General features: G+C 69.4%; 14 protein-coding genes and 1 pseudogene. 5 read left to right on the top strand and 10 right to left on the bottom strand.

Annotation, left to right across the window (positions count from 1 at the left end):
• Positions 1–84: 84 nt before the first annotated feature.
• The 5 genes from AB0E24_RS24700 to ngcE form a co-directional block, all read right to left on the bottom strand.
• Positions 85–1185, bottom strand: coding sequence for a substrate-binding domain-containing protein (locus tag AB0E24_RS24700; protein ID WP_069867193.1), 1101 nt, complete (start codon positions 1183–1185; stop codon positions 85–87).
• 236 nt (positions 1186–1421) lie between these two features.
• Positions 1422–2621, bottom strand: a complete 1200-nt coding sequence (gene rok7B7, locus AB0E24_RS24695; RefSeq protein ID WP_069867242.1) for an ROK family transcriptional regulator — start codon at positions 2619–2621, stop codon at positions 1422–1424.
• A 246-nt stretch (positions 2622–2867) separates the two neighbouring features.
• Positions 2868–3806 carry a carbohydrate ABC transporter permease gene (locus tag AB0E24_RS24690; protein ID WP_173963193.1) on the bottom strand — a complete coding sequence of 313 codons (939 nt, stop codon included), beginning with the start codon at positions 3804–3806 and terminating at the stop codon, positions 2868–2870.
• 61 nt (positions 3807–3867) lie between these two features.
• Entirely contained in the window at positions 3868–4785 is a 918-nt protein-coding gene (locus AB0E24_RS24685; RefSeq protein WP_069867194.1) for a carbohydrate ABC transporter permease, read from the bottom strand.
• 58 nt (positions 4786–4843) lie between these two features.
• Complete coding sequence (ngcE, locus tag AB0E24_RS24680) at positions 4844–6280, bottom strand: N-acetylglucosamine/diacetylchitobiose ABC transporter substrate-binding protein (protein WP_099015222.1); 1437 nt, start codon at positions 6278–6280, stop codon at positions 4844–4846.
• Positions 6281–6619: 339 nt separating this feature from the next.
• On the opposite strand from ngcE, the gene AB0E24_RS24675 reads away from it, so the two are divergent.
• Positions 6620–7153 (top strand): hypothetical protein, encoded by a 534-nt coding sequence (locus AB0E24_RS24675; protein ID WP_283883631.1) that lies wholly within the window; start codon positions 6620–6622, stop codon positions 7151–7153.
• A 213-nt stretch (positions 7154–7366) separates the two neighbouring features.
• Entirely contained in the window at positions 7367–11224 is a 3858-nt protein-coding gene (locus tag AB0E24_RS24670; RefSeq protein ID WP_359379948.1) for a GH92 family glycosyl hydrolase, read from the top strand.
• 243 nt (positions 11225–11467) lie between these two features.
• Here AB0E24_RS24670 and AB0E24_RS24665 read toward each other — a convergent pair whose 3' ends face one another.
• Positions 11468–11965 carry a hypothetical protein gene (locus AB0E24_RS24665; protein ID WP_359379980.1) on the bottom strand — a complete coding sequence of 166 codons (498 nt, stop codon included), beginning with the start codon at positions 11963–11965 and terminating at the stop codon, positions 11468–11470.
• Between the two features lie 198 nt (positions 11966–12163).
• On the bottom strand, positions 12164–15445 hold the full coding sequence (locus tag AB0E24_RS24660) for a GH92 family glycosyl hydrolase (protein ID WP_359379945.1): 3282 nt from the start codon (positions 15443–15445) through the stop codon (positions 12164–12166).
• 230 nt (positions 15446–15675) lie between these two features.
• Between AB0E24_RS24660 and AB0E24_RS24655 the strand changes: the two genes are divergently transcribed.
• Entirely contained in the window at positions 15676–16557 is an 882-nt protein-coding gene (locus AB0E24_RS24655) for a GNAT family N-acetyltransferase (protein ID WP_359379941.1), read from the top strand.
• A gap of 93 nt (positions 16558–16650) precedes the next feature.
• Here AB0E24_RS24655 and acnA read toward each other — a convergent pair whose 3' ends face one another.
• On the bottom strand, positions 16651–19407 hold the full coding sequence (gene acnA, locus AB0E24_RS24650) for an aconitate hydratase AcnA (protein ID WP_308403568.1): 2757 nt from the start codon (positions 19405–19407) through the stop codon (positions 16651–16653).
• Positions 19408–19886: 479 nt separating this feature from the next.
• Between acnA and AB0E24_RS24645 the strand changes: the two genes are divergently transcribed.
• Positions 19887–20786, top strand: a complete 900-nt coding sequence (locus AB0E24_RS24645; RefSeq protein ID WP_069867746.1) for a LysR family transcriptional regulator — start codon at positions 19887–19889, stop codon at positions 20784–20786.
• Positions 20787–20892: 106 nt separating this feature from the next.
• A pseudogene (locus AB0E24_RS24640) lies at positions 20893–21012 on the top strand (Uma2 family endonuclease); the annotation flags it as partial.
• A 6-nt stretch (positions 21013–21018) separates the two neighbouring features.
• On the opposite strand, the gene AB0E24_RS24635 reads toward AB0E24_RS24640, so the two are convergent.
• Together AB0E24_RS24635 and AB0E24_RS24630 are read right to left on the bottom strand one after the other, a co-directional pair.
• Complete coding sequence (locus AB0E24_RS24635) at positions 21019–21378, bottom strand: GntR family transcriptional regulator (protein ID WP_359379936.1); 360 nt, start codon at positions 21376–21378, stop codon at positions 21019–21021.
• A gap of 1 nt (position 21379) precedes the next feature.
• Positions 21380–22327, bottom strand: a complete 948-nt coding sequence (locus AB0E24_RS24630; RefSeq protein ID WP_359379933.1) for a DUF1648 domain-containing protein — start codon at positions 22325–22327, stop codon at positions 21380–21382.
• Between the last annotated feature and the right edge of the window lie 36 nt (positions 22328–22363).

Raw genomic sequence — 22363 nt, 5'->3', positions numbered from 1 at the left:
ACGGAGGGGAGAGGGTGCTCTCCCCTCGGTTGGGGGGTGGGTCAGGGGGCGGGCCGCCCTCGGGGTAGGGGCGGCCCTGCTCCGCTACTTCAGACCGGCCGCTGCGCAGGCCGCCTTGACCTTGGCGGTGCAGATCTGGTCGATCTTGTAGATGCCGTCCTTGATGACGGTGTCCTTGATGTTCTCCTTGGTCAGCGAGACCGGGGTGATCAGCGTCGCCGGGATGTCCTTGTTGGTCGGGCTGTCGACCGTGTTGGACTCGTTGACCTTCTCACCGCGGCCGAGCGCGACGGCCATCTCCGCGGCGGCGGTGGCCTCGTCCAGGTAGGACTTGTAGACGCTCATGTACTGCTCACCGGTGACGACCCGGCGCACACCCTCGATCTCGGCGTCCTGCCCGGTGACCGGGGGCAGCGGGTTGAGGCCGCCGCTCTTGAGCGCGGTGATCGCGCCGCCGGCCATGCTGTCGTTGGCGGAGTAGACGCCGACGATGTTGTCCTTGCCGAGCGAGGAGATGGCGCCCGTCATGGCCTCGTTGGCCTTGTCCGCCAGCCAGCGGTCGATGTCGTACGACTTGCCGATGTTCACCTTGCCCTTGAGGACGGACAGCGCGCCCTTCTTGAACATGGCGGCGTTGGGGTCGGCCTCCCAGCCGTTGAGCATGACGATCTTGCCGCTCTTGGCCTTGTTGCCCAGCGCCTTGAGCAGCGCCTGGCCCTGGACCTTGCCGACCGTCTCGTTGTCGAACGAGGTGTACGCGGAGACCGGGCCCTCGGCGAGGCGGTCGTAGGCGACGACCGGGATACCGGCCTCGTCGGCCCTGCGGACCGAGCTGGCGATGGACTTGGAGTCCACCGAGTCGAGGATGATCGCGTCGACCTTCTTGGTGATCATCGAGTCGACCTGCTGCTGCTGAACCGAGGGGTCCGACTTGGCGTTGACGTACAGGACCTTGCAGTCGGCACACAAGCCCTTGATCTTCTTGGTGACGAACGGCCGGTCGAAGTTCTCGTATCTGGCCGTCTGGTCCTCGGGCAGCAGCAGCCCGATCGTGAGCGGACCGGTCTTCTTCTTGTCGTCCTTGCTGTCGCCGCCGGCCTCCTTCGCCGACCCGCAGGCGGCGAGGGCTACCGTCATCGACACCACGGAAGCGGCAAGAGCGACGCGACGCATCGTTGCGTTCATTTGGGGATGACCTCCCTGACGAGGCCGCGTCATTGCGGCCGAGGTGGCTGGAAGTCAACTCGGCCGCCCGCATGACGTCAAGAAGTAAATCCTTAACGAGATGGCAACGGTGCCATTCGTTATCTGAGTGAACGCAGCCGGACAGGCCGGATAGACGGAGCGTGACCGGACAAAGGCGCTCAGGCAACCCCTAGGGTCTGTCGTTTGGATCTCCGCGGCGTCGCGTCGCCCGGCGGTCAGGTGAGCGCCGGGGTCCCCGCCGAGAGCGCACCGTCCAGCAGCGTCGAATCTCCCATCTCGCTGAGCACCAGCGCCAGCGCGCCCAGCACCTCGGCCCGGCCGCCGAGCGCCCCGGGCATCACCGACAGCTGATGGGCCGCGCTGGGGATCGCGTACCGCGCGACCGACTCCCGGATCGGGCCCAGCACCAGCTCCCCCGCCTCGGCGAGCTGACCGCCCAGCACCATCCGGCTCGGGTTGATCAGATTGCAGAGGTTGGCCACCCCGCTGCCGATGTGCCGGCCGACGTCCGCGATCACCCGCCGGCAGCCCGGGTCGCCCTCGCGGGCGAGCTGCACCATGCGCTCCACGGTGAGGTCGGCGCCATGGCTGGAATGCAGCAGTGGCAGCACATAGCGGGCCGCGGTGAAGGTCTCCAGACAGCCGCGGTTGCCGCAGCGGCACACCGGGCCCGACTCGTCGAGGGTGATGTGGCCGATCTCGCCCGCCGTGCCGCCGGGGCCGCGGTAGATCTTTCCGCTGATCACCAGCCCGGCGCCGACACCGTCGGCGACCTTGATGTACGCGAGGTCGGCGACCCCGCGGCCGGAGCCCCAGACCAGCTCGCCGAGCGCGCCGAGGTTGGCGTCGTTGTCCACGTGCACCGGCACTCCGAGCCGCTGGGCCAGGTCATCGCGCGGATTGGTGCCGGCCCAGCCCGGCAGGATCGCGGTCGAGCCCAGCGTGCCGGTCTCCACATCGATCGGGGCGGGCACCCCGAGACCGACGCCGACCACCTTGTCCTGGCTCAGCCCGCTGGCCGTGATCAGCCTGCTGACCAGGTGTTCAGCCCGGTCCAGCCCCTGTGCGGCGGAGGCGTCCACATCCAGCGGCTCGGCCTCCTCGGCCAGCACCTGATGGGCGAGGTTGCCGATGGCGACACGCAGATGCGTATGGCCGAAATCCACCCCCACCACGATGCCCGCGTCACCGCTGAGCGAGACGCTGCGCGCCCGGCGGCCGCCCGCCGAGGTGGGGGTGACCTCGACCGTTCCGCCGTCCTTGAGCTCACGCACGATGTTGGAGACGGTGGCGGCGGACAGCCCGGTGGACCGGGCGATCTCCGCCTGGGTCAGCGAGCCCGCCATCCGCACCGCACGGACCACCCGCTCGAGATTGGCCCGGTGCAGCGACGACTGCGATCCCGGAGTCTCCACGCCCATCCACTCCCGCCTTCGCGGGCGGCACGACGGCCGCTCCGCAGGCCGGACCGCAGCAGTGGGGCCCGGCTGTGTCTCCAACATGTGAACTCTAAGCTGAGCCGCCACGGTTGTCCCACGTCAAGTCCCCGACCGCCACGGGACGGCTCGCGACACCGTCCGATACCCACGAACCACACGGCCCCGTCCTTTCCGCGCGGCGGAATGGACGGGGCCGTGAAAAGGCGATCTCCGGGTTTTCCCCTATTTGAGCGCGCCCGCGGTCAGGCCCGCCTGGACCTGCCGCTGGAAGAGGATGTAGACGCCCAGCACCGGAAGCATCGCCAGCACCAGACCGGCGAAAAGGGCGGACCAGTCGCCTTTGTACTGCTGGCTGGCCGCGAGCTGTACCAGGCCCTGGGTGAGCACCCGCTTGTCCTCATCGGTGTTGAGCACCGTGGGCAGCATGTACTGATTCCACTGGCCGAGGAAGTTGAAGATCCCCACGCTGATCAGTCCGGGCTTCGCCATCGGCAGCATGACCTGGAAGAACGTACGGGTATGGGACGCCCCGTCGATCAGCGCCGCCTCCGCCACCGAGGACGGCAGCGTCTTGAAGAACGAGGTGAGGAAGAAGACCGTGAACGGCAGCGAATAGGCGATATAGACCAGAATGAGCCCGTGGAAGGTGTTGAGCAGACTCATGTTCTTCATCACGAAGAACAGCGGCACCAGCGCCAGGATGATCGGAAAACTCATCCCGCCGACGAACATGAAATAGATGAATCGCTTTCCCGGGAATTCAAAGCGGGCCAGGATGTATGCCGCCATCGAGCCCAGCAGCATCGTGCCGATCAGGGAGCAGCCCACCACCAGGATCGTATTGAGGAAGAAGTCGCCGATGTTCGACTTGCTCCAGGCCCGGGTCCAGTTGTCGAAGTGCAGCGCGGAGGGCAGCCCCCAGGGCGAGGTGAAGATCTGCTTGTCCGTCTTGAGGGAGCTCATCACCGCCCACAGCAGCGGCAGCGTGACCAGCAGCCCCCAGACCACCAGGATGCCGTGCGAGAAGACGTTGAGGACCTTGCCCTCGCTGCCGATCCGGTCCTCGGAGCCCGGCGACTGCTTGCGGACGGGCCCGGTGGGCGGTGCCTCGTCCTCCTTGGTGATGCCCGGGAGTTCCGAGGGCTCTGCGTGCGAGGTCACTGTGGTACCCCCAGATCGGCGGTCGGGCGGCGGTGGCCGGGTGCGGTCGGTGTGATCGGCATCAGTACTCCAGCCGCTCGCGCCGGCCGAGCCTGGTCACGACGACCGCGAAGATCAGGGTGACGATGAGCATCGCGACACCGATCGTGGTGGCCCGTCCCGCCTGCCCGTCGTGGAAGGTCTTGGTGTAGACGTAGTAGCCCATGACCTGCGTGGAGTCGGCGGGGCCGCCCGGCCCCACGGTCATGATCTGCACCACGGCGAACGCGTCGAGCGCGATGATGCCCATATAGATCCAGCCGGTCTGGACCGTGTCCCACAGCAGCGGCAGGGTGATCTTGAAGAAGGTCTTGACCCGGTTGGCCCCGTCGAGCAGCGCCGCCTCGTAGAAGTCCCTCGGGATGGAGCTCATCCCGGCCGAGAAGAGGACGACGTAGAAGCCGACATTGCTCCAGACCATCACCGCCATCAGGCACCACAGCGCCAGCTTCGGATCGGCCAGCCACTGCTGCTGGAGCGAATCCAGCCCGATTCCGCCGAGGAAGGAGTTGAGCGCGCCGTTGCGCGGGTTGTAGGTGAACTGGAACAGCAGGGCGACGATCGCGATCGACAGCACCTGCGGAAAGAAATAGATCACCTTGTACAGGCTCGACCCGCGCACCCCGGAGACGGCCGCGTTCTTCCGGCCCCGGCCCCCCACATTGAGCATGAAGGCGAAGAAGAGTCCGAGGCCGAGCGTCACCAGCGGCACCACGAGCAGCAGCACGACATTGTGCCCGACCGCTTTCCAGAAGAGGTCGTCATGCAGCAGCCAGTTGTAGTTCTTGAACCCGACCATCTTGAAGTCGGAGCTCAACCCGGTCCAGTCCGTGAACGAGTAGTAGACGGCCTGGACGAATGGCGAGATCACGAAGACCGCGTAAAGGATCACCGGCAGGGCCAGGAACCCCACGATGAACCGGTACTTCCCATGCTGCATTTCTACCGACCTCGGTCTTCCCCTACGGATAATGCCGCCGGCGACGCATGAAGGGGCATCAGACGTGCTTGTACTTCTTGACGGCGTCGTCCTTGGCCGTGTCATCGGCGAACTTCTGGCACTTCTTGATCGTCTCGGCGGGGGTCATCCGGCCGGCCATCATCTCGCCGAGCGCGCCGACGCCGATCTGCTGCTTCTGGAGCGTCACGTACCAGTCCTGGAGCCGCGGGTTGACCACGTTCTTGCCCGCCTTGGTCAGCGCCTCCTGCGCCGAGGCCAGGCCCGGCGGCAGGGAGAGGCCCTCGGTGCCGCCGTTGAGGGAGGAGAGCGAGGAGACCTGCTTGATGAAGTTCTTGGTGGACTTCTCCCCGAGCATGATCCGCAGCAGCTCCATGCCGCCCTCGGGGTTCTTCGCCGACTTCGGGACGATGAAGGGCTCACCGCCGGAGGCCCACAGGGTGCCGAACGGCAGCTTGTCGCTCTTGTCCAGGCCGGAGGGAGCGGCCACCGCCATCTGGAAGTCCTTCGGGGTGGTCTTCTTCGCCTCGTTCTCCACCCAGGAGCCGTTGGGGATGAACAGCGCCTTGCCCTGGTTCCACGCGGTCTGGGACTCGATGTGGGTCAGGCCCGGGGTGCCCTTGAGGATGTAGCCCTTCTTGTAGAGCTCGTAGTACGCCTCGAAGGCGGCCTTGACGGCCGGGTGCTTCCAGGCGTTCGGCTCCAGGTTGTCGATCGAGTCCAGGACCTCCCGGCCGCCGATCTTGGCGATGAAGGGGTAGAGGCTGAACGGCAGGTAGTAGGGGTACTTGCCGGGGTAGGTCCAGCCCGCGATCCCCTTCTTCTTGGCCTTCTCGCAGACCTTGAGCATGTCGTCCCAGGTCTCGGGGTACTCCACGTCCAGCTTGGCGAGGTTGGTCTTGGAGTACCAGACGCCGTAGACGGTGTAGGCGTAGTAGAGGATCCATACCGGCTTGCCGTCGAACTGGCCCATCTCCACGACACCCGGGCGCAGGGTCTCGCGCACCGTCTTGTTCGGGTCGTCGAGGGAGGGCGCGTCCAGCAGCGGGGTGAGGTCGGTCAGCTGGTTCTTCCCGACCAGGGTGCCCATGTCCATCTGCTCGGCGCCGGAGTTGTCGACCAGGTCCGGCGGGGTGCCGCCGTTGAAGCGCGGCTGGAGCACGGTCTGGATCTTCTGGGTGGCGGCGTGCTTGACCTTGCCCTTGGTCTTCGGGAAGGCCGCGGCGTACTCCGCCTCGGCGTCCTTGGCGTACTGCTGGCCGAAGCCGCCGTCGAAGATGACGACGTCGAGCGCGGCGCTCTCATTGACCGCGAGCGGGTTCTTCGCGCTCTTCTTGCCCTTGTCCACCTTCTTGGAGTCGTCGTCACCGCCACTGGCACAGGCGGACAGCACGCTCATCGCCGGCACGGTGATCAATCCGAGCGCCGCCGAGCGCTTGATCAGATCGCGACGGCCGACATCTGAAGTGGGTCCCATGCTCAAGTCCTCGCCTTCGTCAGGACTCAGGCGGTGTAACGGTCTCCCGTACATACTCGCCTCCGGCGAGGGGCCCGACACCGCGGGTCAGTTGAAGCGTCAAGCGGAGTATTGCTGGGTGTGCGCCGGGGAGTGCGGAGGACCCGCCGAGGCCCTCCGATATGGGCCGCGGTGCGGCCTTCCCCCTGGGGCGACAGGTATAGTCCACTGGGCCTCATATGGGCAAGATCGAGAGGTCATCGGGTATCAGTCTTTCCCGAGTTGAGACCTGGCCGACATACCGTAGGGAGACAGTCCGCGCGGCAAGCCGTCGTGCGCGCTCCCCGAAAGGCGGTCCCCGTGTCCCGGAAGCAGCTGACCCTCGCCACCAGCATTGTCGTGACCGCGACACTCGCGGTCACCGCGGGGTGCGGCTCGGACGGAGGAGGCTCGGCCGCCACGGACGGCAAGGGGGGCGCCGCGATCGGCAAGGGCATGGCCCAACTGCCCGTGGAGCCCACCCAGGCGCCGACCGAGGACCCCACCGACGACCCCTACGACAATCCGTATGACGAGCCGTCGGACTCCCCCACCGGCGGCTCCGGGCTGGTCACCCCGGACGCCAAGATGGGCACGTGCGGATGGGGTTCGGACGGCAAGCCCTATGCCAATGTGAAAATCACCAACTCCGGTTCCAGTACGGCCTACTACTCACTGCTGGTCGGCTTCGTCGACAGCTCCGAGAAGGCCGTGACCACCGGGGTGGAGTCCGACGCGCCCGTGGCGGGCGGCGCCGGGAAGACCATCAAGGTCACCGGGCTCAAGGCGGACAGCTCCCACACCGCGAAGAAGTGCCGGCTGTCGCTGGCCACCAAGTCCGACAGCAAGGACTGACGACACACCAGGGGCGGCCCCGACGGGCGCGCCGTATCACCCCCATGGACGCGGGCCGTACCACTTCCGGTGGTACGGCCCGCGTCGCACCGTCCGCCGGGCGGACCCGAATTGACGGCTGTCCGCATCCTTGACACCACCCGCCCCCTGCCTCCCTACTTATCACTGCCCGAACCAGTGGACAACGTTGTCAGACTCGTTGAGAGGCTGAGTATGCGACAGAGACGACCACAGAGACGATGGCGTGGGATCGGACGGTCGGCCGCCCTGGTGGCGGCCGTCCTGCTGGCGGTGACCGCCCAGGGCGGCGCGGTCGCCGCCCCCGCCGGCCCGGCTTCCGCTCACCACGCCGACCGCGCCTTCACCTCCTCCTTCGAGTCGGGCGACCCCCAGCCCGACTGGCGCAACACCGTCGAGACCGGACCCGACGGCAAGAAGAAGGCATCCGGAGTGGACGGAGGCTACTCCTCCGGAATCCCCGGCAATGTCACCGACAAGGTCACCGAGGTCCGGGCGAGCAAGGAGAACACCGACGGCGGGGAGATCAAGGAGAACCTCGTGGACGGCGAGGTCACCAGCAAGTGGCTGGCCTTCGACACCACCGCCTGGCTCGAATTCGATCTGAGCGAGCCGGTGGAGGCCGTCCGCTACGCCCTCACCTCCGCCAATGACGCCCCCGGCCGGGACCCGAAGGACTGGACCCTCAAGGGCTCGGCCAATGGCTCCGACTGGACGACGCTGGACACCCGTAAGGACGAGACGTTCTCCTCGCGCCAGCAGACACGGGAGTTCTCCTTCGACAGCTCCACGGCCTACCAACACTTCCGGCTGGAGATCACCCGCAATGCCGGGGACGACATCGTCCAGCTCGCGGAGGTGCAGTTCGCGAACGGCGACACCGCTCCGCCCGCGCCCTCCGACATGCGCACCCAGATCGACCGCGGCCCCACCGGCTCCCCCACCGCCAAGGCCAACGCGGGCTTCACCGGCACCCACGCCCTGCGCTACGCGGGCACCCACAAGCCGAACGGCCGGGCGTACTCGTACAACAAGGTCTTCGACGTCGACACGGCCATCGGCCGGGACACTCAGCTGTCCTACCGGATCTTCCCGTCGATGCCCGAGACCGACCTCAACTACCCGGCCACCCATGTCTCCGTCGACCTCGCCTTCACCGACGGCACCTACCTCAGCGATCTGCCCGGCGCGGTCGACCAGCACGGCGCCCGGATGAGCCCGAAGGGCCAGGCCGACTCCAAGACGCTCTACGTCAACCAGTGGAACCACAAGGAGTCGCGGATCGGCGCGGTCGCCGCGGGCAAGACGGTCGACCGGATACTCGTGGCCTACGACTCCCCCAAGGGCCCCGCGCAGTTCCGCGGCTGGGTGGACGACATCTCGATCGCCCCCAAGGCGCCCGAGAAGCCGCTGGCACATCTGTCCGACTACGCCGTGACCACCCGCGGCACCAACTCCAGCGGCAGCTTCTCGCGCGGTAACAACTTCCCGGCCACCGCCGTCCCCAATGGCTTCAACTTCTGGACGCCGGTGACCAACTCGGGCTCCACCGACTGGCTCTACCAGTACGCCCGCGCCAACAACGCCGACAACCTCCCCACCATCCAGTCGTTCAGCGCGAGCCATGAGCCCAGCCCCTGGATGGGCGACCGGCAGACCTTCCAGGTGATGCCGTCCGGCGCGAGCGGCACCCCCGACGCCGGGCGCACCGCCCGCGCGCTCCCCTTCCGCCATGAGAAGGAGACCGCCCGCCCCTACTACTACGGGGTGACCTTCGAGAACGGCCTCAGGGCGGAGATGGCGCCCACCGACCACGCCGCGGCCATGCGCTTCACCTATCCGGGCGAGGACGCGAGCGTCATCTTCGACAACGTCAACAACAACGGCGGGCTGACCCTCGACGCCGAGCACGGCGTCGTCTCCGGCTACTCCGACGTCAAGAGCGGACTGTCCACCGGCGCCAGCCGGCTGTTCGTCTACGGCGTCTTCGACACCCCGGTGAGCGCGAGCGGCAAGCTGGACGGAGGCGGTGGCAAGGATGTCACCGGCTACTTCCGCTTCAAGCCGGGCAAGGACCGTACGGTCACCCTCCGGCTCGCCACCTCGCTGATCGGTGTCGACCAGGCGAAGGCCAACCTCGACCGGGAGCTGCCCGCGTCGAAGTCGTTCGGGCAGGTCAAGCAGGCCGCGCAGGCGGAGTGGGACAACATCCTGGGGCGGATCGAGGTCGAGGGCGCGGACCGCGACCAGCTCACCACGCTCTACTCCAGCCTCTACCGGCTGTACCTCTATCCCAATTCCGCTTTCGAGAACACCGGGACGGCGTCAAAGCCCCGCTACCAGTACGCGAGCGCCTTCTCGCCGGCCGCCGGGGAGAACACCCCGACCCACACCGGTGCGAAGGTCGTCGACGGCAAGGTGTACGTCAACAACGGCTTCTGGGACACCTACCGCACCACCTGGCCCGCCTACTCCCTGCTCACCCCGAAGCGGGCTGGCACGATGGTCGACGGCTTCGTACAGCAGTACAAGGACGGCGGCTGGATATCCCGCTGGTCCTCACCGGGCTACGCCGATCTGATGACCGGCACCAGCTCGGACGTGGCCTTCGCCGACGCCTACCTCAAGGGCGTGCGGTTCGACGCCGAGGCCGCGTACGAGGCGGCGCTGAAGAACGCCACCGCGGTGCCGCCCTCGTCGGGCGTCGGCCGGAAGGGCATGTCCACCTCGCCCTTCCTCGGCTACACGAGCACCGAGACCCATGAGGGGCTGTCCTGGGCGCTGGAGGGCTATCTCAACGACTACGGCCTCGCCAACATGGGCAAGGCGCTCTACGAGAAGACGAAGAAGGCCCGCTACAAGGAGGAGTCCGAGTACTTCCTCCACCGTGCGCAGGGCTATGTCTCGCTCTTCGACGACAAGGCCGGCTTCTTCCAGGGCAAGGACGCGGACGGCAAGTGGCGCGTGCCCTCCGACAAGTACGACCCCCGGATCTGGGGCTACGACTACACCGAGACCAACGGCTGGGGCTACGCCTTCACCGCGCCCCAGGACAGCCGGGGCCTGGCCAACCTCTACGGCGGCCGGTCGGGCCTGGCCAAGAAGCTGGACACCTACTTCTCCACCCCGGAGACCGCCTCCACCGAATTCGCCGGTTCCTACGGCGGGGTCATCCATGAGATGACCGAGGCGCGGGACGTCCGCATGGGCATGTACGGCCACAGCAACCAGGTCGCCCACCATGTGGCGTACATGTATGACGCGGCGGGCCAGCCGTGGAAGACCCAGGAGAAGGTGCGCGAGGTGCTCTCCCGCCTCTACACCGGCAGCGAGATCGGCCAGGGCTACCACGGCGACGAGGACAACGGCGAGCAGTCCGCCTGGTACATCTTCAGCTCGCTGGGCTTCTATCCGCTGGTGATGGGCGGCTCGGAGTACGCGATCGGATCGCCGCAGTTCACCAAGGCCACGGTGCATCTGGAGAACGGCCGCGACCTGGTCGTCAAGGCCCCGCGCAACAGCGAGCGGAACGTGTACGTCCAGGGCCTGAAGGTCAACGGCAAGGCGTGGAACTCCACCGCGCTGCCGCACTCGGTGCTCGCCGAGGGCGGCACGCTGGAATTCGCGATGGGCGCCAAGCCGTCGTCCTGGGGCACGGGCGCGAACGCCGCGCCGTCCTCCATCACCAAGGACGACAAGGTGCCCACCCCGCGCCACGACCTGACGGTGCCGAGCGGCGGTACGGCGCTGCTGGACAACACCTCCGGCACCGAGGCGACCTTCGAGTCGGTGGACCTCCCGGTCACGGAGGCGGGCCGCGCGGTGCAGTACACCCTGACCTCCTCGGACCGGAGCAAGGCCCCGGCGGGGTGGGTGCTCCAGGGCTCACGCGACGGTGAGAGCTGGAAGGACCTGGACCGCAGATCGGGAGAGTCCTTCAGCTGGAACAAGCAGACCCGCGTCTTCTCGGTGCACACGCCCGGTACGTACGCGCACTACCGGCTGGTGCCCGATGACAAGGCGACCCTGGCGGAGGTGGAACTGCTGAGCTGAGGTGAGAGCGTGCGGGCCGTGGCCGTGAGTTCTGGCGGCCACGGCCCGCCTATGACGAATTGCCGCGTGAGCGAATGTAATGCCATCCGAAATAGAGCGCGCCCAGCGCTCCCACAACCGCACCGACCGCGCACAGCGCCATCGCCCATGAGGCCATGTCTCGTGTGATCCACAGCAAGCTCACGACAATCAGGGCTATGGAGAACAAGAATCGCTCTCCATAGCCCGGACCGCGGCGACCTGTCAGTCGCGGGTGGCGGTGCATGAGTAGGTGACGCCCTTCATTTTAATCTTCCGCCAACCTGCCATCGGCGCGAGGTCGGTGCCGCCGCCACCGCCACCGCCGTCTTTCCGGCAGTAATAACCAAGCGCGTCGAGCTTCCCGAGGTCACTCTTCGCCTGGTAGTTCTTGTACGACTTGATCATGGCAGCTCGCTTACTCGCAGGCGTAGCTTCCTTCGCCTTCGTGTACGCATAGCAGCCGATGCTGGCGCCGATCCCTACCCACGAAGCCCCCTTGGCCAGCGCCTTGGTGAGGCCCGCCGCGCCACTGCCGATCCCCAGGACCGCGCAGATCTCATCAGCTCCAGCGGCGCGAACAGGCGCCTCAGCTGACGCTCGCGCCACTACCGAATCCCCGTTACCTTCCACCGAAGCCGCGTTTGCCGCCTGTGCGCCAATTCCGCACGTCGCGCCGGCCATAGCGAAGGTGATTGCAGCAGAAACGCCCTTGTTCCGCATACTCACGAAAACATTCCCCCATGTTTTTGGTCATTGCGGGAAAGAACATTACCAGCAAGATCACAGTTACGCAATGGATTAATCGGAGCTATTGCGGAATGCCGCAGACCGGCCAGGGGGCGGTGGCCCCGACGGCGGGGTGTGGTGTCCACGGTGGAACACCGTCACCCATCGGCCGCGGGCCACCGCCGGATCCGGTCAGCCGCGGGCCACAGCGAAGATGTGGAGATCCGCGTTGTCGGGGAGGGTGACGGTCTTGACCGTCTTGCCCTCGGGGGCCCGGAACGCCTTCGTGGCGAAGATGTACGCGTCCACCACGTCCTTGTCGCCGCCGCTGATGTTGCGGTACGGGGTTTTGGCGAGGGTCACGTTTCCGTATTGGACCGTTCCGCCGCCGCCACCCACCGTCCAGTCGGTGAAGGACAGGTCCGCCTCGTCCGAGCTGCCGTCCGTGTAGGTGACCTTGGCCGTGGCCTTCTGGTTGCCGTTGACCGCGCTGCCGATGAAGGACAGCGCGGTGGACTCGGGCAGGGTGATGGTCTGGCCGGTGGCGGAGGCGTTGTCGGGGCGGCCGGGCGGGGAGGCGGGCCAGGTGTAGTCCAGGCCCTGGGTGGTCCCCTTGGCGCCCGGCCCGAGGTCGGCGGCGGCGAGGGCCTGGCGGGAGTAGCTCCAGCCACCGCCGTCGTAGTCGCCCTCGTCGTGCTCGCCGCCGTCGTCGGTCGCGCCGACGTTGTTGTAGGCGGCGAGCAGGGTGCCGGGGGCGGCGACGGTCAGGGTGATCGGCTGGACGACCTCGGTGTCCTCGCTGGTCACCGTCACCTTCGCGTCGTAGAAGCCCTCGGGCGTGTCCTTCCCCGCGCGCAGGGAGATCTCGGCGGTGCCGTCCGGGCCGACCGTCCCGGAGGCGGGTGAGGCGGTGAGCCCGTCCGGGGCGTCGGTGGTGAAGCGCACCTCGGGGCGGTCGCCCTCGCTGACCGGGACGGCGGCCACCTTCACGGTCAGGCTCTCGCCCGGGGCGAGCGTGCCCGTGGTGGGCCCGACCCCGATCTGGTAGGGCTGCTCGCCCTCGCGGAAGGAGGGCGGCGCGGCGGACGGGGCGGAGCCCCAGGCGCGGTCGGGGGCGTCGGACAGGGTGTAGTCCAGCGTGCCGCCGTGCCGTACGAAGGACTCCGGCAGCCAGGGGCGGTCGCTCGCCCGCCCGTCGACCTTCAGGGACTGGACGTAGGGCGCGCCGGGCGCGGCCTGCGGGGCGCGGATGGAGATGTCCCGGCCGCCGCGCTCGATCTCGATCCGCGGGAAGAGCGGCGAGGCCAGGACGAGTTCGGCGCGGGAGGGCACCTGCGGGTACATGCCGAGGGCGGAGAAGACGTACCACGAGGACATCTCGCCGAGGTCGTCATTGCCGGGGATGCCGTCGGGCTTGGTGGTCCACAGCTGGCGCATCGCGGCGCGCACGGTCTCCTGGGTCTTGTACGGCTGCCCGGCGTACGCGTACAGATAGGGGACGTTGATCGACGGCTCGTTGTCCAGCTCGGACTTCTCGCCGCCCGCCCCGGTGAGGGCCCAGCCGCCATCGGCGTCGTGGAAGAAGTCGTCCAGACGCTTCACCGCGGCGTCCTTACCGCCCATGGCGGCGAAGAGTCCGGCGGGGTTGTGCGGGACCATCCAGGTGTACTGGGCGCTGGTGCCCTCCACGAAGCCGTTGCCGGTGCCCGGGGTGAAGCCGGTGACCCAGCTGCCGTCGGCCTTACGGTTGGCGGCATAGCCGCCGGTGGCCGGGTCGGCGGCGGCGTTGAAGTTGTTCTGCCACCACTGGGCGCGGCGCGCGAAGGTTTCGGCGGTGTCCTTACGGCCCGCGGCCCGCGCCAGCTGGGAGAGGGCGAAGTCCGCGCCGGACATCTCCAGGGTTTCGGCCGCGCCGCCCCAGGCGTTGGAGACGGACGGCATGTAGTGCAGCTTCAGGTACTTGTCGAGGGAGGGCCGCTGACCCACCGACATGATGGGCTTGCCCGCCGGGCTGAGGTCCTTCTCCGTCGGCACGGTGGCCGCCTTGACGAGCGAGTCGAGCGCGGCGTCGAGGTCGAAGTCGTCACCGCCGAAGGCCCGGATCCCGGCGAGGGCGGCGGGCGAGGGGTCGCCGTTCATCACATGCGTCCCCGAGGCGCCCTGGAGCCAGCGGTCCCAGACGCCGCCGTTCTGCTGGGCGAGGTTCAGCAGGGACTGCGCGATGTCGGAGCCCTTGTCCGGCTCCAGCAGGGTGAGCAGCTGGAGCTGGGAGCGGTAGATGTCCCAGCCGGAGAAGGTGCCGTACTGCGCCCGGTGGCCCCGGCTCACCCGGTGCACCTCACCGTCGCTGCCGCGGTAGCTGCCGTCGGCGTCGCTGATGACGTTGGGGTGCAGCAGCGAGTGGTAGAGCGCTGAGTAGAAGGTGGTGCGGTCCGCGTCCGAGCCGCCGCCGACCCGGATGGCGGACAGCTGGCGCCGCCAGGCGTCGTACGCGGCACTCCGCACCTGGTCGAAGCCGCGCCGCGGCGGGTTCTCGGCGGCGAGGTTGGCCCGGGCGCCCTTGTCGCTCACGTAGCTGATGCCGACCTTGACGCCCACGTCGCGGGTGCCCGGGGCGAATTGGAGATAGCCGCCGGAGCCCTTCCCGGCCACCGGGCGGCCGTCGCCGCCATAGCCGCCGGAGCCGCCCTCGGCGCTGGTGGTGCCGGGCCGCAGGGTGCCGTCCCGCCAGGTGCCCTGGGCGGAGAAGGGGGTGTCGAACGTGGCGGTGAAGTGCAGGGTGTAGTAGCTGCGGCGCCCCTCGGGGTCGAGATAGCCGCAGAAGTTGCCGCTGGTGACCGAGCCGGAGACGGTGCGGTGGGCCGGGTCGATGGTGAGGTCGGCGTCGCTGCTGCCGACCTCGGAGGAGGAGGTGCGGATGAGCAGGGAGGCGGTCTTGTCCGCGGGGTAGGTGAAGCGGGCCGAGCCGGTGCGGGCGGTGGCGGTCAGCTCCGCACCGGCGCCGGAGGCGAGGGAGACCTTGTAGCGGCCGGGTTCGGCGGTCTCGTCGGAGTGGCTGAAGTCGGAGGCGTAGACCTGGTCCTTGGTGTCGGCGGCGGGTGAGCTGGTGACCTCGCCCACGTGGGGGAAGAAGGGGATGTCGCCCGCGCCGCCCGCACAGCCGGTGCCGGACATATGGGTGAGGCTGAAGCCGCGCACGCGGGTGGCGTCGTAGTGGTAGCCGCCGGGCGCGACGGTGCGGGTGGCGTCGCCGCGGGTGTTCTCCGGGCTCCACGACAGCATGCCGAAGGGGACGACGGCGCCGGGGAAGGTGTCACCGCCGGCCGAGCTGCCGATCAGCGGATCGACGTACGCCGCCGGGTCCTTGACCAGCGTCGGCGGCGGGGCGGCCGAGGCGGGCGCGGTCGCCGCGGTGGCGAGGAGCCCCGCGGTCAGGGCCGCGGCCGCCAGGGCGGCCAGGGGTCTTGAGGGCATTGCGGTCCCACCTTGTCGGAAGGGGCGCGATCACCGGGTCGAGCAAGCCGTGGGGACCGTACCGCACGGGGGCCGTCGGCCGTAAGGGGGCGGGGACGGTCTTGACAGGGGCACCCGGTTGGCGGCGTACTGATCGTTACAGCCAGCCTGACAACGTTGTCGCGTTCGCCGGTCGAGCAAGCCGCCACCACGTACCGACAACCCCTCACCCGACGCGCCATCATGGGCGCATGATCCTCCGCCAGCTACGTGACACCGACAAGGACGCCGAGGCGGCATGGGAGGTGATGGCCGCCGCCTTCGGGGACGCCGCCGCTCTCGCGGGCGAGGAGAGATGGCCGCCGGCGTACGTGGCCGAGGTCCACGAGCGGAACCGCCATCTCGCCCGCACCGACCCGGGCGGCTGCTGGCTCGCCCTGGACGAGACCGGAATGCCGCTCGGCGTGACGCTGTCCACGCGGCGCGAGGGCACCTGGGGGCTCTCGATGTTCGCGGTGCTGCCGCGGGCCCAGCGGCAGGGCGTGGGCCGGGAGTTGCTGGCCGCGGCCCTGATGTACGGCCGGGGATGTCTGCGCGGCATCATCTGCGGATCGGAGGATCCGCGCGCGGCGAGCACCTACCGGCGCGCGGGGTTCGCGCTGCATCCGGCGATGCGGCTGCGCGGCACCGTCGGACCGGAGACCAAGGAGCGGCTGTCCCCTCCCGACGGCGCCGTGCACGAGGGCGTGGCCCGCCACCGGGACCTGTTGGACTCGGTGGACCGCCGCACCCGGGGCGGCGCACACGGCGCCGACCACGAACTGCTGCTCACCCAGCGGCGGCTGCTGGTCGTGGACGACCTGGCGGGCAGCGGCTACTGCTACGTCGGCGCGGACGGCAAGGTCGAGATGCTGGCCGCGACCTCACGGCGGCTGGCGAAGCGGCTGCTGACGGCCGCCCTGCTGTGCCTTCCGGAGGGCACCGACGCCCGGGTCCCGGGGCTGACGGCCGAGCAGCAGTGGGCGGTGGACGTGGGTCTCGAGGCCGGGCTCGAGCTGTCGACCGGCGGCTATGTATGTCTGCGGGGGATGCCGCCGCCGGCGCCGTACATCCCCTCGGGGACGTTCCTCTGACCGCGGGGACGTTCCTGCGGCCGCGGGGCGCCTGGTACGCGGACGGGCCGCACCCCCGCCGAGGGTGCGGCCCGTCGCCGCCGTGAGCCGCCCTTACTTGCGGATCAGCGAGCGCAGTACGTACTGCATGATGCCGCCGTTGCGGTAGTAGTCCGCCTCGCCGGGGGTGTCGATGCGCACCTTGGCGTCGAACTCGATGCTCTTCGCATCAGCGGCTCCGCCGCGGGCGGCCTTGACCTTGACGGTCTCCGGGATACCGCCGTCGTTGAGCGCGACGACGCCGGTGATGTCGAAGGTCTCCTCACCGGTCAGACCCAGCGTCTGCGCCGAGGCGCCCTCGGGGAACTGGAGCGGCAGGACGCCCATGCCGATGAGGTTCGAGCGGTGGATGCGCTCGTACGACTCGGCGATGACGGCCTTGACGCCGAGCAGCGCGGTGCCCTTCGCGGCCCAGTCGCGGGAGGAGCCGGAGCCGTACTCCTTGCCCGCCAGGATGACCAGCGGGATACCGGCGGCCTGGTAGTTCTGCGACGCGTCGTAGATGAAGGAGACCGGAGCTCCCCCGTCACCCTCGGCGGCCCGGGTGAAGTCGCGGGTGAAGCCGCCCTCGGTGCCGGGCGCGATCTGGTTGCGCAGCCGGATGTTGGCGAAGGTGCCGCGGATCATGACCTCGTGGTTGCCCCGGCGGGAGCCGTAGGAGTTGAAGTCACGCCGCTCGACACCGTGCTCGGTGAGGTACTTCCCGGCCGGGGTGTCGGCCTTGATCGCACCGGCCGGGGAGATGTGGTCGGTGGTGACCGAGTCGCCCAGCTTGGCCAGCACCCGGGCGCCGGCGATGTCCTCGACCGGGGCCGGGTCCATCGTCAGGCCCTCGAAGTAGGGGGGCTTGCGGACGTAGGTGGACTCCGGGTCCCACTCGAAGGTGTTGCCGGTCGGCACCGGAAGCGACTGCCACTGGGCGTCACCGGCGAAGACGTCGGCGTAGCTGGTGTGGAACATCTCCTGGCCGATCGCGGAGGCCACGACCTCCTCGACCTCCTTCTCGGAGGGCCAGATGTCCTTCAGGTGGACCGGGTTGCCGTCCTGGTCGATGCCGAGGGCGTCCTTGGTGATGTCCACCTTCATGGAGCCGGCGATGGCGTAGGCGACGACCAGCGGCGGGGACGCCAGGTAGTTCATCTTGACGTCGGGGTTGATCCGGCCCTCGAAGTTGCGGTTGCCGGAGAGCACCGAGGTGACGGCCAGGTCGGCCTCGTTGACCGCCTTGGAGACCTCCTCCGGCAGCGGGCCGGAGTTGCCGATGCAGGTGGTGCAGCCGTAACCGACCAGGTTGAAGCCCAGCTTGTCGAGGTACGGGGTGAGCCCGGCGCGGTCGTAGTAGTCCATGACGACCTTGGACCCGGGGGCCAGGGTGGTCTTGACCCACGGCTTGCGGCTGAGGCCCTTCTCGACGGCCTTCTTGGCCACCAGGGCGGCCGCGACCATCACATACGGGTTGGAGGTGTTGGTGCAGGAGGTGATCGCGGCGACGGTGACGGCGCCGTGGTCGATCTCGTACTGCGAGCCGTCGGGGGCGATCACCGGGGTCGGCTTGGTGGGCACGCCGTTGGTGACGGCCGGGGCGTCGGAGGCCGGGAAGGACTCGACACCGGCCTCGTCCAGGTCGGCCACCGGGACGTAGTTGCGCACGTCCTGGGCGAACCTCTCGGCGGCCTCGGCCAGGATGATGCGGTCCTGCGGGCGCTTGGGGCCGGCGATCGACGGGACGACCGTGGCCAGGTCCAGCTCCAGCTCCTCGGAGAAGTCCGGCTCGGCGGCCGGGTCCAGCCAGAGGCCCTGCTCCTTGGCGTACGCCTCGACGAGCGCGAGCTGCTGCTCGCTGCGGCCGGTGAGCTTGAGGTAGCTGATGGTCTCGCCGTCGATGGGGAAGATCGCGGCGGTGGAGCCGAACTCCGGCGACATGTTGCCGATGGTGGCGCGGTTGGCCAGCGGGATCGAGGCCACGCCCTCGCCGTAGAACTCGACGAACTTGCCGACGACGCCGTGCTTGCGCAGCATCTCGGTGATCGTCAGGACGAGGTCGGTCGCGGTGGTGCCGGTCGGCAGCGAGCCGGTGAGCTTGAAGCCGACGACGCGCGGGATCAGCATGGAGACCGGCTGGCCCAGCATCGCGGCCTCGGCCTCGATACCGCCGACGCCCCAGCCGAGCACACCGAGGCCGTTGACCATGGTGGTGTGGGAGTCGGTGCCGACCAGGGTGTCCGGGTACGCCTGGCCGCCCCGGACCATGACGGTGCGGGCCAGGTGCTCGATGTTGACCTGGTGGACGATGCCGGTGCCGGGCGGGACGACCTTGAACTCGTCGAAGGCGGTCTGCCCCCAGCGCAGGAACTGGTAGCGCTCCCGGTTGCGGCCGTACTCCAGCTCCACGTTCTTCTTGAACGCGTCGGGCGCGCCGAAGACGTCGGCGATCACCGAGTGGTCGATGACCAGCTCGGCCGGGGCCAGCGGGTTGATCTTGGCGGGGTCGCCGCCGAGCTCCTTGACGGCCTCACGCATCGTGGCGAGGTCCACCACGCACGGCACACCGGTGAAGTCCTGCATGATCACACGGGCCGGCGTGAACTGGATCTCCTGGCTGGGCTGGGCCTGCGAGTCCCAGTTGCCCAGCGCGCGGATGTGGTCGGCCGTGATGTTGGCGCCGTCCTCGGTGCGGAGCAGGTTCTCCAGCAGCACCTTCAGGCTGTAAGGGAGCCGTGCGGACCCCTCGACCTTGTCCAGCCTGAAGATCTCGTACGATTCGTCGCCCACCTGCAAGGTGCTGCGGGCGTCGAAGCTGTTCGCCGACACGACAGTCTCCTTCATGCATGATTTCGCGCGTACCACCGCAATGCTGCCGTCACATGCCGGCGCCGATCCGCTAAGGTATGGCTAAGTTAGGTAAGCCTTACCGGCGCGGGGCGGCGATGCGCCTTCCAGCAGATATCTCGATGTCGAGATAACTCTAGTACATCGCCCCCGCACGGTCATGCCCTGCCCGGGGGCGGGCGCGTCCCGGGCCGGGGGCACGGCGTGTCCCCGGCCGGAGGCATGGCGCGCCCCGGGGCCGGTTCGACGGTGCTCATGTGCGTTCGCCGACGTTCACCGATTAGGGTGATCACCTGCCGGAAGGACCCCGGACGGCGACGTTCCGACGTGAGAATCTGGACCATGAGCATGTGCGCGGACGCGACCGACGGCCCCGGAACGGACGACGGCCGGGCCCGAACCGGCCCAGGCCACCTCCGAGTTGTGAACTGAGCCACTCCCGCCACCGCGATACTGCTGCCATGGACCCGCATCTGCTCCGCACGTTCGTCTCCGTGGCCCGCTGCGGATCCTTCTCCGACGCCGCCCATGAACTGGGCTTCACCCCGTCCGCGGTCTCCGAGCACATCGCGTCCCTCGAAGCGGATCTGCGCACCTCACTGCTGACCCGGCGGCCGGTCATGCTCACCAGCGCGGGCGCCCGGCTGCTGGAGCACGCCGGTCCGCTGCTGCTGCGGCTGGACGCGGCGCGGGCCGACGTGGAGCGGCTGTCGGGGGCCGGCGCCGCCCGGCTGGTCGCGGGGGCCTCGCCGCTGGCCATGACCCCGAGGATCGCCGCGGCCCTGGACCGGGTGCGCCAGGCCCATCCGGCCACCCGGGCCACGGTGCGGATCCTCGGCCGCCGGGAGATCCCGGCGGCGGTGGCGTCCGGGGCGCTGGACCTGGGCCTGATCGACGGCTCGGCCACCCCCGCCGACGCCCTGCCGCTGCCCGAGGTGGGTCCGCTCACCGCGGTCACGGTCGCGGAGGCCCCGCTGGTGGTCGCCCTGCCCACCGGCCACCCCCTGGCCCGCCGGCTCGGCCTGAGGCTGGCCGACCTCGCCGACGCCCCGTGGCTGGACGCCCCGGACGCCGCCATGCCGCTCGCACAGCTACGGGCGGTCGGCCGGAGCGACGGCTTCCGGGCCTCGCTGACGTACGAGGGCACCGATGTACGCGGCCTCCTCGCCCTCACCGCCGCCGGTCACGGCCTGGCCCTCCTCCCCCACCCGGCCACCAAGGGCGTCCCCGGCATCGTCGCGACCCCCTTGATCGCCCCCCGCCTGGTCCACCGCACCGAACTCCTCCACGGCCCCGCCGTCGACGGCCCGGCGCGGACTCTGGCGGCGGTGGTGACGGGGGATCGTCACCGGTATGGGTGATCCGCGAGCCGGATCCCCGCCACGCCACGTATCGGCTGCGATAGATCTCGCTCCCCGATACCCGCTGGAGGACCGATGAGCGCGCCATCACCTGCGTACCCGACCGACGATCCCCGCGGTGCCCGGCAACCTCGGCTACACCAAGGTGGACGGCCCCCACCCCTTCGGCACCCCGCTCCCGCTCCCGGAGCCGTTCGATCTGGAGTTGGACACCTCCGCGTTCTGACCGGCCTCAGCCGCCGGTGAGGCGGGTTCTGACCAGGGTCAGGACCTCTTCGTCCGAGAGGCCCAGGGCGCGGGCCTGTTCCACCAGGCCCTGGACGCCCTCCAGGAGCCGGGCGCGGGCGGTGGGCTGGTCGCCGGTGACGACCGCGCCGCGGCCCCGGCGCAGTTCGATCAGGCCCTCCTCGCGGAGCCGCTGGTAGCCGCGCAGGACCGTGTGGACGTTGACCCCGAGGGACTCGCCGAGCGCACGGGCGGCGGGCAGTCGGTCGCCGGGGCGTACGGTGCCGTCGGCGATCGCGCGGCGGACGGAGGCGGCGATCTGGTCGGCCAGCGGGACCGCGGAGCCGGGGTCGACACGGAAGAGCATCTCAGCCGCGCTCCCCCGGCGCGGAGCGGTCCCGCTCGATCAGGGTGTTGAGCAGCGCGGCGGCGGTGGCGGCGTCGTCCACCGTCACCGCGAACTCCCGGCCCGTGGTGAGCGTCAGGAACAGCGCGTCGCCGGAGCGGAACACCAGCGCGCTGCCCCCGCCGCGGATCCGGTAGCCCCAGCCGCCGAGGCTCAGCGCGCCGGCCTCGCGGCTGGTGGCCCGCTCGATCCGGTCCAGCGGTATCCGCATCCGGGGCCGCGGGGCGAACCACGGGACCACGGCGAGGCCCCGGCGGTCGACGGTCACCCGGCAGCGGGCCAGCGCCGTGGAGATCACCCCGATGACGATCAGCCATGTCGCCGACCCCGGGCCCACGGCGGTCAGCACGGCGCCCAGCAGCGTGGTCCCCGCTCCCACGGCGAGCAGCACGGGCGAGCCCACGGAGCGTGTCCAGGTGGCCACTTCACCCCTGGCCAACGGGAGGCGGGGGGCGGCGGCCCGGTCCCCGGGCCCGGTCGCGGACGCCGGGTCCCGGCCGGCGATCAGCCAGCCCAGGGCGCCCATCACGGCCGCGACGGCGAAGGCGACGCCCAGCTGCCACAGGGGCTGGGAGACCCGGGAGGCGCGGGTGGCGTCGGCGTTGGCGAAGAGCAGGGAGGCGAAGGCGTAGCCCAGCAGCCCGGACAGCCCGTAGCCGAGGGTGACCGCGAACCGCTGGGCGCGGAGCTCCTTGTTCAGGCGCAGCATGGGCATGAGGGTCAGGAGGCCGGAGCCGAGCAGAACGGCGGTCGCCACCGAGAGGAACGCACCCGTACCGGTGAATCCGTCGGCCTCCCCGCCCGGGCCGAAATGCGTGGCGAGCGGATCCGGCAGCCGGTCGCGCAGCCCGGCGAAAGCCGCCAGAACTACGGCCCAAGCCAGCACAAAAGGCAGAGCGACAACGAGCACGCGCCGCCGGGCAGGACGCATATCGACCCCCTCTAT

The sequence above is a fragment of the Streptomyces malaysiensis subsp. malaysiensis genome (genome assembly GCF_040653035.1).
GTDB lineage: Bacteria > Actinomycetota > Actinomycetes > Streptomycetales > Streptomycetaceae > Streptomyces > Streptomyces malaysiensis.
Note: the sequence above shows the minus strand (reverse complement) of the source record. Positions and strands in the feature narration are given on the sequence as shown.

Excerpts from the sequence above, each read along its gene's own strand:
- AB0E24_RS24685 (WP_069867194.1), bottom strand. The coding sequence starts at position 4,785 with ATGCAGCATGGGAAGTACCGGTTCATCGTGGGGTTCCTGGCCCTGCCG.
- ngcE (WP_099015222.1), bottom strand. The coding sequence starts at position 6,280 with ATGGGACCCACTTCAGATGTCGGCCGTCGCGATCTGATCAAGCGCTCG.
- AB0E24_RS24660 (WP_359379945.1), bottom strand. The coding sequence starts at position 15,445 with ATGCCCTCAAGACCCCTGGCCGCCCTGGCGGCCGCGGCCCTGACCGCG.
- AB0E24_RS24635 (WP_359379936.1), bottom strand. The coding sequence starts at position 21,378 with ATGCTCTTCCGTGTCGACCCCGGCTCCGCGGTCCCGCTGGCCGACCAG.
- AB0E24_RS24665 (WP_359379980.1), bottom strand. The coding sequence starts at position 11,965 with ATGCGGAACAAGGGCGTTTCTGCTGCAATCACCTTCGCTATGGCCGGC.
- AB0E24_RS24670 (WP_359379948.1), top strand. The coding sequence starts at position 7,367 with ATGCGACAGAGACGACCACAGAGACGATGGCGTGGGATCGGACGGTCG.
- AB0E24_RS24645 (WP_069867746.1), top strand. The coding sequence starts at position 19,887 with ATGGACCCGCATCTGCTCCGCACGTTCGTCTCCGTGGCCCGCTGCGGA.
- AB0E24_RS24700 (WP_069867193.1), bottom strand. The coding sequence starts at position 1,185 with ATGAACGCAACGATGCGTCGCGTCGCTCTTGCCGCTTCCGTGGTGTCG.
- AB0E24_RS24655 (WP_359379941.1), top strand. The coding sequence starts at position 15,676 with ATGATCCTCCGCCAGCTACGTGACACCGACAAGGACGCCGAGGCGGCA.